The following is a 13036-nucleotide window of genomic DNA, read 5'->3' on the forward strand; positions in this document are numbered from 1 at the left end:
CATGGACCGGCTCGTCCTGCTCGTCTCGACCGGCGTCGCCCGCGGCCTCGTGATCGCGCTCTTCGCCCTGTCGCTCGTCATCATCTGGCGTGCCGCGCGCATCGTGAACTTCGGACAGGCCGCGATGGCCGTGGTGGCCGTCTACGTCGCCTTCGCGGTGCACGCGGCCACCGGCTCGTACGTGCTGGCGGTGCTCGGTGCGCTCGTGACCGGGGCCCTGCTGGGGCTCGCCGTCGAGCGCGGCCTGATGCGCCGCGTCCCCGGCGCCACCCCGATGCCAGGGATGATCGTGGCGATCGGGCTGGTCATGGTGCTGCAGTCGCTGCTGGGCGTCCTGTTCGGCCCCCGGCACCGACCCATGAGCCCGGTCTTCTCGCAGAGCCCGCTGTACGTCGGGGACGTCCCGGTCCTGTCGCGCTACGACCTGTTCGTGCTCGTCGTGGCGCTCGTGGTCGTCGTCGGGCTCGGCCTGCTGTTCAACCGCTCGACCCTCGGCCTGCAGCTGCGGGCGGCGGCCGTCGCGCCCGAGGTCTCGCGGCTGCTGGGGGTGCGCGTGCCCCGCATGGTCACGATCGGCTGGATGCTGTCGTCCGCGGTGGCGGCGCTCGCGGTGCTCCTGCTGGTGCCCACCGAGCTCGGGCTCAACGCGCACTCCGCGGACGTGCTCTTCGTGCACGCGTTCACGGTGGCCGTGCTCGGCGGGCTCGACTCGCCCGCGGGCGCCCTGGTCGGCGGGCTCGTCGTCGGCGTCCTCATCAGCCTCGTGACGGGGTACGCGTCGGCGGGCCTGGCGCCGCTGGCCGTGCTCGGGTTGCTGACCACCGTGCTGCTCGTCCGCCCGGGCGGCATCTTCGCGACGAAGGAGGCCCGGACGGCATGACTCGGACCACCGCGCGGAACGGCGCACGGAGCAGCACCCGGACCATCGTCCTGCGCGCCATCATGCTCACGGTGCTCGCGCTCGCGGCGACGTTCGCCCTGGACCCGTTCCGCAACTACCAGCTCGCCGTCGTCGCGGCGACGTTCTGCGCGACGGCGGGCCTGACGCTCCTCGTCGGGCTCACGGGCCAGCTCTCGCTCGGCCACGGCGTGCTCATGGCGGCGGGCGGCTACGGGTACGCCCTCGTCGCGGGCCCCGCCGCGGACGCGGGGCTCGGCGGCGTCGGTCGGTTCGCCCTCGGCATCGCCGGGGCGCTGGTCCTGTCGGCGGTCGTCGGCGGGCTGCTCGGCCTGGCGGGGGCGCGACTGCGCGGCCCCTACCTGGCCGGGCTGACGCTCGCGCTCGTCATCGCGCTGCCCGCCGTGGCGACCCAGGTCCCCGGGCTCGGCAAGGACCAGGGCCTAGGCGTCCCGTTCGAGGCGGTGCCGGCGCCGCTGGCGGGCGTGATGGTCGTCGAGCAGTGGCACGCGTGGATCGCGATCGTCGTGGCCGCCGTCGCCGTCACCCCGCTGGTCGTGCTGCGTTCGGGGCCCGCGGGCCTGCGCATGCGCGCGACCCACGGGGACGAGGTCGCGGCCCGGCTCGCCGGGATCTCGCCGGCGCGCGTCAAGGTGACGGCGTTCGTCGCCAGCTCCGTCTCGGCGGGGCTCGGCGGGGCGGTGCTGGCGGTCGTGGCGCAGAACGTCGGCCCGGGACGCTACTCGCTCGCGTTCTCGCTGCTGCTCCTGGTCGCCGTCGTGGTCGGCGGCCTCGGGAGTGTCGGGGGAGCGGCGGTCGGCGCCGCGCTCGTCGTCCTGCTGCCGTGGCTCGTCGACACCGTCGTGTCGGGCGCCGGCATGCCCGCCGACCTCGAGCAGCGGCTGTCCGGCAACCTCGCCGTCGCCGTCTTCGGCGCGCTGCTCGTCGCCGTGACCGTGGCCTGGCCGGGCGGCCTCGCCGGCGCCACCGCCGGGCCGCGCGCCCGCCTGGCCCGCCGACGGCGCCCGGCCCCCGCCCCTGTCCTCGACCCGGATACCGACCCGGCCCAAGAGCCCACGTCCGACCCGCAACCGCTCACAGAGAGGTGACTCCGATGCGGAATCACGCCACCACCCCCACGCCCCGACGCGCCCCCGGGCGCGCGCCCCGACCACCCGCCGTGCGGGCGGCGGCCGCGGCCTCCGCCGGCGTCGTCGGGCTGGCCCTGACCGCGTGCAGCAGCCCCGCGGCCGCCACCCCCGGCATCGACGACGAGACCGTGACGGTCGGGACGCACCAGCCCCTGACCGGCCCGGCGGCCGCCGGGTTCGCGTCGATCTCGGCCGCGACGTCGGCGTACTTCGAGCACGTCAACGCGAACGGCGGGATCAACGGCCGCACCATCGAGTACGTCGTCAAGGACGACGGCTACAACCCCGCCACCACGCAGACCGTGGTGCGCGAGCTCGTGCAGGAGGACGAGGTCTTCGCGATGCTCAACGGGCTGGGCACGCCCACCCACTCGTCGGTGCTCGACTACCTCGACCAGAACGGGGTGCCCGACCTGTTCGTCGCCTCCGGCAGCACCACCTGGAACCAGCCCGAGGAGTACCCGAACACCTTCGGCTTCAACGTGGACTACGTGGTCGAGGGCGCCGCCCTGGGGCAGTACGCGGCCGACCAGGACCCGGGTGCGGTCGTCTGCGTGCTCGGCCAGGACGACGACTTCGGCGAGACGTTCCTCCAGGGCGTCGAGCTCGCGCTCGGGGCGGACGGCGTGGCGACGTACCAGACGTACTCGACGTCGAACGAGGACGTCACCGCGCAGATCGGCGCCATGCGCAAGGCCGGCTGCGAGATCAACCTGCTGGCCACGATCAACGGCTTCACGGCGATGTCCCTCGGCACGGCCGCGAAGATGGGCTGGTTCCCGCAGTGGTACGCCTCGTCGTCCGGCGGCGACTACCCGACCTTGGTCGAGTTCCTGGGCGAGGACGTCGGCCCGAAGCTCCTGGACGGCTTCGTGAGCGCGAACTACCTGCCCAACAGCCCCGGCAGCGACTGGTACGAGCTGTTCCAGCAGATCAACGACGAGCACAACGCCGGCGCGCCGTTCGACGGCAACACGGTCTACGGCATGAGCGTCGGCTACCTGTTCGCCGAGGCGCTGGCGAAGGCGGGCGAGGACCCGACGCGCGAGTCGCTGGTCGAGGCCGTCGAGTCGGGTGAGCTCGCGGGCAACGGGATCCTGCCGCTGTCGTTCGGCCCGGACGACCACGCCGCGTACGACGGCGTCGGCATCGCCGTCGTGTCCGGCGGTGTGCAGGACTTCGTGGACGCGACCTACCGGGTGGACGGCGACACCGTCGAGGCGGTGGAGCCCGAGCCCGTGCCGCTGGAGGACGACGGCGTCCCCACCTCGGACTGACCGTCAGAGCGTGGTGGGGACGACGTCGACGGGAGGCCGGACCGGACTCCCGCCGACGTCGTCCCCACCGGGCTGCAGGACGGTTCAGAGGACGGGGGCGAACTGGTCCTGCAGCGCGCGCTTGAGGATCTTGCCGCTCGGCCCGACCGGCAGCTGGTCGACCACGTGCACGACGCGCGGGTACTTGAAGGCGGCGACCCGCTCGCGCACGTGCTCGCGCAGCGCCTCGGCGTCGACGGTGTGGCCGTCCTTCGCCACGACGGCCGCGTGGATCTCCTGGCCGTGCACGGCGTCGTCGAGCCCGAACACGGCCGCCATCGCGACGTCGGGATGGTCGACCAGCACCGACTCGACCTCCGTCGGATACACGTTGTAGCCGTTGCGGATGATCATGTCCTTCTTGCGGTCGACGATCGTGATGATGCCGTCGGCGTCGACGGTGCCCAGGTCGCCGGTGCGGAACCAGCCGTCGGCGACGACCGCCGCCGACGCGTCCGGACGGCCGAGGTAGCCCTTCATGAGGTTGTGCCCCCGCACCACGAGCTCCCCGAGCACGCCCGGCTCGGTCAGCAGGTCGACCCGGTCCTCGACGAGCGGGTCGGCCGCGGCGACGTCCACGCCCCACATCGAGCGGCCGACCGTGCCCGGCCGGATCGGCTCGTAGATCGTGTTGAAGGACACCGACGGCGACGTCTCGGTGAGGCCGTAGCCCTCGTGCACCTCGGCGCCGTACGCCCGGGCGAAGCCCTCGAGCACCGCCGTCGGCAGGGCGGCCCCGCCGGAGACGGCGTACCGGAGCGGCGGGCGGTCGGCGTTGCGGCCGGCCGCCTCGATCATGCCGACGAACATCGTCGGCACCGCCGTGAACACCGTGGCGCCGTGCGCCACCAGCAGCTCCAGCGCGGCGTCGGGGTCGAACTGGGGCAGCAGGACGATCGAGGCGCCCACGCGGAACGCCATGTTCATCACCGCCATCTGGCCGAACGCGTGGAACAGCGGCAGGCCGCCGAAGACGACGTCGTCGGCCCGCAGGTCGAAGGAGTCGATGAGCGAGCAGTGCACCTGCTCGACCGCCGCCAGGTGCGACCCCACGGCCCCCTTCGGGGTGCCGGTCGTGCCGCTGGTGTACAGGATCGTGGCGGCGTCGGTCGGGTGCACGGGCGTGTGCCGGGCCACGGGCACGGCGGCGGCCGCCTCGTCCTCCAGGCGCGGCAGGTCGGGGCCGCCGGCGCTCGCGGGCGGGGCCAGCACCGTGACCAGCGGGACGCCCGCGGCCCGGGCCGCGGGCAGGGCCTCGCCGAGCAGCGGGGCGGCGGCCACGACCAGGTCGGCGCCGCTGTCGCGCAGCACGAACTCGATCTCGCGCGCCTTGAACAGCAGGTGCACGGGCACGGCGACCGCGCCCAGCACCTGGGCCGCGTAGAACGCCCGGGGGAAGTCGGGGACGTTGGGCACGACGATCGCCACCCGGTCGCCGCGGCCGATGCCCCTGGCCGCGAGCGCGCCCGCGTAGGCGAGGGTCTGGGACCACAGCTCGCCGTACCGGGTGGTCGTGCCCATGAAGTGCAGGGCGGCGCGCCCGGGGGAGCGGGTCGCCGTCTCGGCCAGGATGCTGGCCAGGGACAGGGTGCCGAAGCCGGGGCCGTCGACCGCCTCGTCGGGGGTGTGCGTCATGTCCGGTCCTCTCGTCGTCGTTGATCGTGGACTGGTGGGTCGTGAGCGGGTGCGGTGCGCTACGGGCGGAGCTCCGCCCTGCCGAGCGCGCTCAGGTGCACCTCGTCGGGCCCGTCGGCCAGGCGCAGCGCCCGCGCCCCGGCGAACATCTCGGCCAGGGGCTGGTCGCCGGACAGCCCGGCGGCGCCGAAGAGCTGCATGACGTGGTCGAGGATCGCCTGCACGGCCCGCGGCACGGCGATCTTGATCGCCTGGATCTCCGTCATCGCCTGCTTGTTGCCGACGGTGTCCATGAGCCAGGCGGTCTTGAGCACCAGCAGCCGCAACGCCTCGACCTCGATGCGCGCGTTCGCGACCCACTCGCGGACCACGCCCTGGTCGGCCAGCGGGCGGCCGAACGCCATGCGCTCGCGGGCGCGGTCGGCGGCGAGGGCCAGGGCGCGCTCCGCCGTGCCGAGCGCCCGCATGCAGTGGTGGATCCGGCCGGGCCCCAGCCGGGCCTGGGCGGCGGCGAAGCCCTCGCCCTCGCCGCCCAGCAGGTGCGAGGCCGGGACGCGGACGTCGTCGAAGACGATCTCGGCGTGCCCGCCGTGGTCGCGGTCGTCGTAGCCGAGCACGGTCAGGGGCCGCACGATCGTCACGCCCGGCGTGTCGCGGGGCACGAGCACCATCGACTGCTGGCGGTGCCGCGGGGCGTCGGGGTCGGTCTTGCCCATGACGATCAGCAGCGCGGCGTCCGGGTTCATCGCGCCGGTGGACCACCACTTGCGCCCGGTGACGACGAGCTCGTCGCCGTCGCGGCGGATCCGCGTGCCGATCTGCGTGGCGTCGGACGACGCGACGTCGGGCTCCGTCATGCAGAAGGCCGAGCGGATGCGGGCGTCCAGCAGGGGCTCGAGCCAGCGCTCGCGCTGCTCGGGGGTGCCGAAGTGGGCCAGGAGCTCCATGTTCCCGGTGTCCGGGGCGGCGCAGTTGAGCGCGACGGGCGCCAGGCGCGGGCTCCACCCGGTGAGCTCCGCGAGCGGGGCGTACTGGAGGTTGGTGAGGCCGGCGCCGTACGGCCCGGTCGCCCCGCCGGCGGGCAGGAAGAGGTTCCACAGCCCGTGGGCGCGGGCGGCGTCCTGCAGCTCGCGCACCACGGGGCGCAGCGACCACTCGCCCGGGGTGGCGTCGAGCTGGGCGTCGAGCACGGGCTCCGCGGGCAGCACCCGGTCGTGCAGGAACGCGCGCACCTGCGCGGTGAGCTCGGCGGTGCGGTCGTCGGGGGCGAAGTCCACGTCAGGCCACCGTCCCGTCCGTCGCCCCGGTCGTGGTCCGGGCCGTGTGGGCCAGGCCGTCGGCCGCCAGCGGGGCCACGAGGTCGCCGATGACCGCGAAGCCGTCCCCGACGGTGTCCCCGGCGCGGTAGCGGTAGTGGATCCCCTCGAGGATCACCGCGAGCTTGTACGCCGCGAAGGCGCGGTACCAGCCCAGCTGCGGCAGCGACGTGCCGGACCGCGCCGCGTACGTGTCGACGAGCTCGTCGAACTCCGGATACCCGGCCCCCGCGGTGACGGCGCTGGTGGCGCCGTGCCCGTCGCTGACGGCGTTGATGTCCCAGTACAGGCCGAGCATCCCGAGGTCGACGAGCGGGTCGCCGAGGGTGGCCATCTCCCAGTCGAGGACGGCGGCGAGGCGCGGGGCGTGGGCCGGGCCGGCGACGATCGCGTTGTCGAGGCGGTAGTCCCCGTGCACGATGCCGGTACGCCCGTGGTCGGCCGGCAGCCGGGTGGCGAGCGCGTCCTGCAGGTCGTCGAGGACGGGCAGCTCGCGCGACCGGGAGGCGTCGTACTGGCGCCGCCACGTGGCCAGCTGACGCTCGAGGTAGCCGGCCGGGCGCCCGAAGTCCGCGAGCCCGACGGCCGCCGGGTCGACGGCGTGCAGGTCGGCGAGCGTCTCGGCCAGCGCCAGGCCGAGGCCGTGCAGCCCGTCGGGGGTGTACGCGGCGTTCTGCTCGGGGCGCGCGAGGACGGTGCCGTCGACGCGTTCCATCACGAAGAACACGGTGCCGGTGACCGCCTGGTCGGCCGTGTCGTCGACGACGTCGATCGTGCGCGGCACCGGGACGCGGCTGCCGGCGAGCGCCGAGATGACGCGGTGCTCCCGGCGCATGTCGTGCGCGCTGGACAGCACGTGCCCCAGCGGAGGGCGGCGCAGCACGAGGGGGAGGCGTGCGCCGTCGACCCGGTAGGTGAGGTTGCTCCGGCCGCCGGTGATCACCTCGGCGGTGAGCGGGCCGTCCGCGAGGTCCGGGTGGGCGTCGGCCAGCCATCGGGTGAGGCCGGCGTGGTCCAGGCCGGGCACTTCGGTCATCGTCGACCCTCCTTCCGTCGTTCGTCGTCGGGACCTGGCGAGCATACCGCGCGGTCGGTATGAAGGGCGACTACGTCGCCTCTTGGGTGCCGGTCTCGCTCAGTCCGTGAGCGCGGCGACGGCCGTGCGCAGCAGGTCCGGCACCGGGACCGGCCGCCGCGTCGCGGCGTCGACGAAGACGTGGGTGAAGCGGCCGACGGCGATCGGGCCGGCGGCGTCGTCGGCTCCGTCGGCCCCGTCGGCTCCGTCGGCCCCCTCAGTGGCCCCGGCCCGCAGGATGTGCAGGTCCCAGGTGAGGCTGGTGCGGCCGACCTTCTCCACGCCGATCGCGACCGCGAGCTCCTCGGGGTACGACGCCGACGCGCGGAACTCGCACGACGAGGCGACGCACAACCCGATGACGTCGCCCGCGGGGTCGAGGCCACCGCGCGCGATCATCCAGGCGTTGACCGCCGTGTCCATCGCCTCGTAGTAGACGGTGTTGTTGGCGTGGCCGTACTGGTCGTTGTCGTTCCAGCGCAGCGGGAACGGGTGGCGGGCGCGGGGCATCGGTCTCCTTCGACGCGGGGTGATGGCGGGGGCTGTGGCGGGGTGCCCGCCGGTGGCGGGCGGGCGTCAGGCGACGCGCAGCAGGTGCCGGAAGGCCGTGCGGGCGGCGGCCGGGCTCGGCTCGTCGCCGGCGATGAGGTCGGCGTACGTGAAGGACTCCGAGACCCGCACGAGCAGGTAGGCGAGCGTCGGCGGGTCGATCGCGCCGTCGAACGGCGTGTCGCCGAGGTGGGTGCGCACGAGGCGCTCTGCCGTGGCCGTGTAGCGGCGCTGGATCGGGCTCGCCTTGGTGGTCAGCAGGCGCAGCGCCCGGGCCGGCTCGCGCCGCAGGAAGTCGCGGAAGTAGTCGGCGGCGATGAGGTCCGTCGCGAAGTGCGTCAGCAGCGCGGCCACGCGCTCCGCACCGTCCAGGTCGGCCGTCGCCCGGTCGGCCTGGCCCAGGGTCGGCACGGCGAGGGACCACAGCACCTCGGTGAGCAGGGCGTCGCGATTGCCGACCCACCGGAACACCGAGGTGCGGTCGACGCCGAGCGTCGTCGCCATCCCGCCCATGTCGATCCGGCCGCCGGCGACGAAGATCTCGCGCGCCAGGTCGAACGCCCGCCGTGCGTCGGGGTGCGCCTCGTCGGCCAGCCGTGCGGAGAGCCGGGTGGGCGCGGCGAGCAGCCCGACCGTGCTGATCGAGGGGCTGATCGAAGGGCTGGTCGAGGAGCCGGTCGAGGTGGCGGGCGGCGGGCTGCTCGGAGAATCCGGCGACGGCATGCCCGCAGCCTAGCGCCGGGACGACCGAAGGGTGCAACATAATCAAAGATGATGCACACTGACCGGCAGCCAGCGCACCGCAGCGCACGAGCGGCGCGCGATCGACGACGATCGGAGCACAGCATGACCGCGACACCCGCCACCACGACCCCGACCCCGGCCACAGCCACGACCACGGCCACAGCCACGGACGCAGCGCCGGGCGCCGGCGCCCCGGCGGCGTCCGTCCTGGACGCCGACTTCTACGGCTTCCAGAACCTGCTGTCGGCCCGCGAGCAGGAGACCGTCCTCGCCGTGCGCGAGTTCATGGAGCGCGAGGTGCGGCCCATCGCGGACGACTACTGGGAGCGGTCGGACTGCCCGGTGCACCTGTTCAAGCCGTTCGCCGCGCTCGGCACGGTGGGGGCGGCGTGGTCCGAGACCGCCGGGTTCGCGAGCTCCGCGGTGTTCCGCGGCTGGATCGGCATGGAGCTGGCCCGGGTGGACTCCTCGTTCTGCACGTTCATCGGCGTCTCCAGCGGCCTGGCGATGAGCTCCATCGGCCTGGGCGGCTCGGCCGCCCAGCGCGAGCAGTGGCTGCCGCCCATGGCGCGCGGCGACGTCATCGGCGCGTTCGGCCTCACCGAGCCGCTGTCCGGCTCCGACACGGCCAAGGGGCTGCGGACCACCGCCACGCGCCACGGCGACACGTGGGTGCTGCACGGCGCCAAGCGCTGGATCGGCAACGCGACCTTCGCCGACGTCGTCGTCGTCTGGGCCAAGGACACCGCCGACGACCAGGTGAAGGGGTTCCTGGTGCGTCGGGGCACGCCCGGGTTCACCGCCACCAAGATCGAGCGCAAGCAGTCCCTGCGCATCGTGCAGAACGCGGACATCGTGCTCGACGGCGTCGAGGTCGCCGAGAGCGACCGGCTGCAGGGGATCGACTCGTTCCGCGACCTGGCGAACGTGCTGCGCGTGACCCGCGACGGCGTCGCCTGGCAGTCCCTGGGCACGATGATCGGCGCCTACGAGGCCGCCGTGGCGTACACGGCGCAGCGCGAGCAGTTCGGCCACCCGATCGCCAGCTACCAGCTGGTCCAGGACAAGCTCGCCACGTGCCTGGGCAACATCACCGCGAGCCTCGCCGTCTGCGTGCGGGTGTCCCAGCTGCAGGACGACGGCACGCAGCGTGACGCGCACGCGGCGATGGCGAAGTCTTTCGTCACCACCCGGATGCGCGAGACCGTCGCGCTGTGCCGCGAGGCGTGCGGCGGCAACGGCATCACCCTCGATGCCGGCGTCGCGCGGTTCTTCGCGGACGCGGAGGCCGTGTACACGTTCGAGGGCACCCGCGACATGAACAACCTCATCGTCGGCCGCGAGATCACCGGCCACGCGGCGTTCGCCTGAGCCCGCGGCCACCTCGCACCACCCCGACCTCGCACCGACCCGAAGGAGACACCATGACCGAGGCCTACATCGTCGCCACCGCGCGATCGCCGATCGGCCGCGCGTACAAGGGGGCGCTGGCCACCGCGCGGGCCGACGACCTCGCCGTCCAGATGGTGCAGGCCGCCGTCGGCCGGGTACCCGGGCTCGACCCGGCCCGCATCGACGACCTGATGCTGGGCTGCGGCCTGCCAGGCGGCCGCCAGGGCATGAACATGGCCCGGATCGTGGCCGTGCTGGCCGGCTGGGACACCGTCCCGGGCACCACCGTCACCCGCTACTGCTCGTCCAGCCTGCAGACCACGCGCATGGCGTTCCACGCCATCAAGGCGGGGGAGGGGGACGTGTTCGTCTCGGCGGGCGCGGAGTCCGTGAGCGGCATGGCCGTCGGGTCGAGCGACGACATCCCCGGCGCGACCCTCACCAACCCACGGTTCGCCGGCGCGGCGGAGCGCACCGCCGAGCGCGCCGAGGGCGGCGCGCCGGCGTGGCGGGACCCGCGCGCCGACGGCCTGCTGCCCGACCCGTACATCGCGATGGGCCAGACGGCCGAGAACGTCGCCGCCCTGCACGGGGTCTCGCGCGCCGAGCAGGACGAGTTCGCCGCCCGCAGCCAGCAGCGCGCCGCCAAGGCGATCGCCGACGGCTTCTGGGAGCGCGACATCACCCCCGTGCGGCTCGACGACGGCACGGTCGTGCGCGCCGACGACGGCCCGCGGCCCGGCACCACCGTGGAGAAGCTGGCCACCCTCGAGCCGGTGTTCCGGCCGGACGGCACGGTCACCGCGGGCAACGCCTGCCCGCTCAACGACGGCGCCGCCGCCGTCGTCGTGGTCTCCGACCGGGTCGTGGACGAGCTGGGCCTGACCCCGCTCGCCCGCATCGTGTCCACCGGGGTGACCGGCCTGTCGCCGGAGGTCATGGGCCTCGGCCCGGTCGAGGCCAGCCGGCAGGCGCTCGCCCGCGCCGGGCTGGGTGTCGAGGACATGGGGCTCGTCGAGATCAACGAGGCGTTCGCCGCGCAGGTGATCCCCTCGGCCCGCGAGCTCGGCGTCGACCCCGAGCGGCTCAACACCCGCGGCGGCGCCATCGCCGTCGGGCACCCGTTCGGCATGACCGGCGCCCGCATCACCTCCACCCTGATCAACGGGCTCGAGGCCACCGACAGCCGCTACGGCCTGGCGACCATGTGCGTCGGCGGCGGGCAGGGGATGGCGATGGTGCTGGAGCGGCCTGCCTCGCGGTACTGACCCCGGGACCGCACGCCGGGTGCGCCGATCACCCCACGAGCGTCTGCGTGCCCAGCACGACGGCGAGCGCGAGGCGGTCGGCGTCCTCGGAGCCCGGTTCGGCGCTGTAGACCATGATCCGCAGGTCGTCGCCGGCGACGACGAGCGTGTCGCAGTCGACGGCGATCCGGCCGACCGTCGGGTGGTCGACGACCTTGTGCCGTGACGGGTCCGCGCGACCGGGGACCCCGGCCGCCTCCCACAGGTCGGCGAACCGCGGGCTCCGGGTGGCCAGCTCGTCGACGAGACGTCGCACCCTCGGGTCCGCGGGGTAGCGCGCCGCCGTCATGCGCAGGTCGCCGACGAGCCCGGCGACCAGGTCGGCGTGCTCCTCGGCGGTCTGGACGACCCGGGAGCCGGCGTCGACGACGTGGCGCCAGATCGCGTTGCGCTCGATGCCGCGCCAGCTGGTCGTCGTGCCCAGGAGCGCGTCGTACGGCGGGTTGGCCCGCACGAGGTTCCACATCGCGTCGTAGACGGCGACCGGGTTGCCGTCCAACCGGTCGAGGAGCCGCTGCACGCTCGGCGGGATCCGTGCCGGGACCGCCCCGGCGCCGGGCAGGGCGAGGTTCGCGAGCCGGAACAGGAGCTCCCGCTCGCGGTCCGAGAGCCGCAGCGCCCGGGCGAGCGCCTCGGTGACCTGGGCCGACGGTGCCGTCGCGCGACCCTGCTCGAGGCGGGTGAGGTAGTCCATGGAGATGCCCGCGAGGTCCGCGAGCTCCTCCCGGCGCAGCCCCTTCGCCCGGCGTCGCGTGCCGACTCTGGCACCGACGGCCTCGGGGGCGACGCGGTCGCGCCACCGTCGCACCGCCTGACCGAGCTCGTTGGACACCACCCTCCGAGTGTGCGACGCGGACGACGTCCTGTCCTGGCCCTGGGAGTCCTACGACAACGGGACGACTGTCAGCGACACCGCCGCGGGGCGACGCTCGAGACATGACGACCACACTCATCACAGGAGCGACCAGGGGACTCGGCCAGGAGACGGCCCGCCGGCTGAGCGATGCCGGGCACGCGGTCTGGGTCGCGGCGCGCGACGAGGCCCGCGGGCGCGCCGTCGCGCAGGAGATCGGGGTGCGCTTCGTGCACCTCGACGTGCTCGACGACGCGTCGGTCGAGGCGGCCGCCGCCCGCGTCGAGGCCGAGGGCGGGCTGGACATCCTCGTCAACAACGCGGGGATCGAGCCGCGGATGGCGGAGAACGTGATCCCGGCGGCGTCGGACGAGATGGCCCAGGATGTCCGCCGGACGTTCGAGACCAACGTGCTCGGCACGGTCCGCGTCACGCACGCCTTCTGGCCGTTGCTGCAGCGCTCGTCCGCCCCGGTGATCGTCAACCTGTCCAGCGGGCTCGCGTCGCTGACCCTCCTGAGCGACCCGGACGGCCCGACCCACTTCTACGCGGGCCTGAGCTATCCGGCCTCCAAGGCCGCGGTGAACGCGCTCACGATCCAGTACGCGAAAGCCTTCCCGGCGGCACGGATCAACGCCGTCGAGCCCGGGTTCACGAGCACCGCCCTCAACGGCTTCACCGGCACGCAGACCGTCGCCGAGGGCGCCGCGACCGTCGTCCGGATGGCTCAGGTCGGCCCCGACGGGCCGACGGGCACCTTCGTCTCCCCACGCGGTGAGCTGCCGTGGTGACGAGGGACG

General features: G+C 74.1%; 12 protein-coding genes. 6 read left to right on the forward strand and 6 right to left on the reverse strand.

The genetic code is table 11. From position 1 onward, the window contains the following. Position 1: 1 nt before the first annotated feature. From IEW03_RS06670 to IEW03_RS06680, 3 genes are read left to right on the forward strand one after another with little or no spacing between them, the layout of a single operon-like run. A complete protein-coding gene (locus tag IEW03_RS06670) occupies positions 2-880 on the forward strand; it encodes a branched-chain amino acid ABC transporter permease (RefSeq protein ID WP_188522882.1) in 879 nt (292 codons plus the stop codon). Next, positions 877-2007, forward strand: a complete 1131-nt coding sequence (locus IEW03_RS06675) for a branched-chain amino acid ABC transporter permease (protein WP_188522883.1) — start codon at positions 877-879, stop codon at positions 2005-2007. The genes IEW03_RS06670 and IEW03_RS06675 overlap by 4 nt, the downstream gene beginning before the upstream one ends. Positions 2008-2012: 5 nt before the next feature. Beyond that, the gene (locus IEW03_RS06680) at positions 2013-3326 is read left to right on the forward strand and encodes an ABC transporter substrate-binding protein (protein WP_188522884.1); all 1314 of its coding nucleotides are present in this window, start codon (positions 2013-2015) and stop codon (positions 3324-3326) included. An 84-nt stretch (positions 3327-3410) separates the two neighbouring features. Here the strand turns inward: IEW03_RS06680 and IEW03_RS06685 are convergent, their stop codons facing one another. From IEW03_RS06685 to IEW03_RS06705, 5 genes are all read right to left on the reverse strand, one after another. Further along, the gene (locus IEW03_RS06685; RefSeq protein WP_188522885.1) at positions 3411-5000 is read right to left on the reverse strand and encodes a long-chain-fatty-acid--CoA ligase; all 1590 of its coding nucleotides are present in this window, start codon (positions 4998-5000) and stop codon (positions 3411-3413) included. A gap of 59 nt (positions 5001-5059) precedes the next feature. Beyond that, a complete protein-coding gene (locus tag IEW03_RS06690; RefSeq protein WP_188522886.1) occupies positions 5060-6277 on the reverse strand; it encodes an acyl-CoA dehydrogenase family protein in 1218 nt (405 codons plus the stop codon). Position 6278: 1 nt separating this feature from the next. Next, the gene (locus tag IEW03_RS06695; RefSeq protein ID WP_188522887.1) at positions 6279-7352 is read right to left on the reverse strand and encodes a phosphotransferase family protein; all 1074 of its coding nucleotides are present in this window, start codon (positions 7350-7352) and stop codon (positions 6279-6281) included. 99 nt (positions 7353-7451) lie between these two features. Continuing rightward, positions 7452-7901, reverse strand: a complete 450-nt coding sequence (locus IEW03_RS06700) for an acyl-CoA thioesterase (protein WP_188522888.1) — start codon at positions 7899-7901, stop codon at positions 7452-7454. 66 nt (positions 7902-7967) lie between these two features. Beyond that, positions 7968-8663 carry a QsdR family transcriptional regulator gene (locus IEW03_RS06705; protein WP_188522889.1) on the reverse strand — a complete coding sequence of 232 codons (696 nt, stop codon included), beginning with the start codon at positions 8661-8663 and terminating at the stop codon, positions 7968-7970. Positions 8664-8786: 123 nt separating this feature from the next. On the opposite strand from IEW03_RS06705, the gene IEW03_RS06710 reads away from it, so the two are divergent. Together IEW03_RS06710 and IEW03_RS06715 are read left to right on the forward strand one after the other, a co-directional pair. After that, complete coding sequence (locus tag IEW03_RS06710) at positions 8787-10055, forward strand: acyl-CoA dehydrogenase family protein (RefSeq protein WP_188522890.1); 1269 nt, start codon at positions 8787-8789, stop codon at positions 10053-10055. A gap of 53 nt (positions 10056-10108) precedes the next feature. Then, positions 10109-11344: an acetyl-CoA C-acetyltransferase gene (locus tag IEW03_RS06715; RefSeq protein ID WP_188522891.1), complete on the forward strand. Its 1236-nt coding sequence runs from the start codon at positions 10109-10111 to the stop codon at positions 11342-11344. Positions 11345-11372: 28 nt separating this feature from the next. Here the strand turns inward: IEW03_RS06715 and IEW03_RS06720 are convergent, their stop codons facing one another. After that, positions 11373-12218 (reverse strand): helix-turn-helix domain-containing protein, encoded by an 846-nt coding sequence (locus IEW03_RS06720; protein ID WP_188522892.1) that lies wholly within the window; start codon positions 12216-12218, stop codon positions 11373-11375. A gap of 101 nt (positions 12219-12319) precedes the next feature. Between IEW03_RS06720 and IEW03_RS06725 the strand changes: the two genes are divergently transcribed. Further along, positions 12320-13027, forward strand: a complete 708-nt coding sequence (locus IEW03_RS06725; protein ID WP_188522893.1) for an SDR family NAD(P)-dependent oxidoreductase — start codon at positions 12320-12322, stop codon at positions 13025-13027. Positions 13028-13036 lie beyond the last annotated feature (9 nt).

Source organism: Isoptericola cucumis (assembly GCF_014635665.1).
Taxonomy (GTDB): domain Bacteria; phylum Actinomycetota; class Actinomycetes; order Actinomycetales; family Cellulomonadaceae; genus Isoptericola; species Isoptericola cucumis.

Coding starts and splice junctions, on each gene's coding strand:
- IEW03_RS06670 (WP_188522882.1), top strand. CDS start 2: ATGGACCGGCTCGTCCTGCTCGTCTCGACCGGCGTCGCCCGCGGCCTC.
- IEW03_RS06675 (WP_188522883.1), top strand. CDS start 877: ATGACTCGGACCACCGCGCGGAACGGCGCACGGAGCAGCACCCGGACC.
- IEW03_RS06680 (WP_188522884.1), top strand. CDS start 2,013: ATGCGGAATCACGCCACCACCCCCACGCCCCGACGCGCCCCCGGGCGC.
- IEW03_RS06685 (WP_188522885.1), bottom strand. CDS start 5,000: ATGACGCACACCCCCGACGAGGCGGTCGACGGCCCCGGCTTCGGCACC.
- IEW03_RS06695 (WP_188522887.1), bottom strand. CDS start 7,352: ATGACCGAAGTGCCCGGCCTGGACCACGCCGGCCTCACCCGATGGCTG.
- IEW03_RS06700 (WP_188522888.1), bottom strand. CDS start 7,901: ATGCCCCGCGCCCGCCACCCGTTCCCGCTGCGCTGGAACGACAACGAC.
- IEW03_RS06705 (WP_188522889.1), bottom strand. CDS start 8,663: ATGCCGTCGCCGGATTCTCCGAGCAGCCCGCCGCCCGCCACCTCGACC.
- IEW03_RS06710 (WP_188522890.1), top strand. CDS start 8,787: ATGACCGCGACACCCGCCACCACGACCCCGACCCCGGCCACAGCCACG.
- IEW03_RS06715 (WP_188522891.1), top strand. CDS start 10,109: ATGACCGAGGCCTACATCGTCGCCACCGCGCGATCGCCGATCGGCCGC.
- IEW03_RS06725 (WP_188522893.1), top strand. CDS start 12,320: ATGACGACCACACTCATCACAGGAGCGACCAGGGGACTCGGCCAGGAG.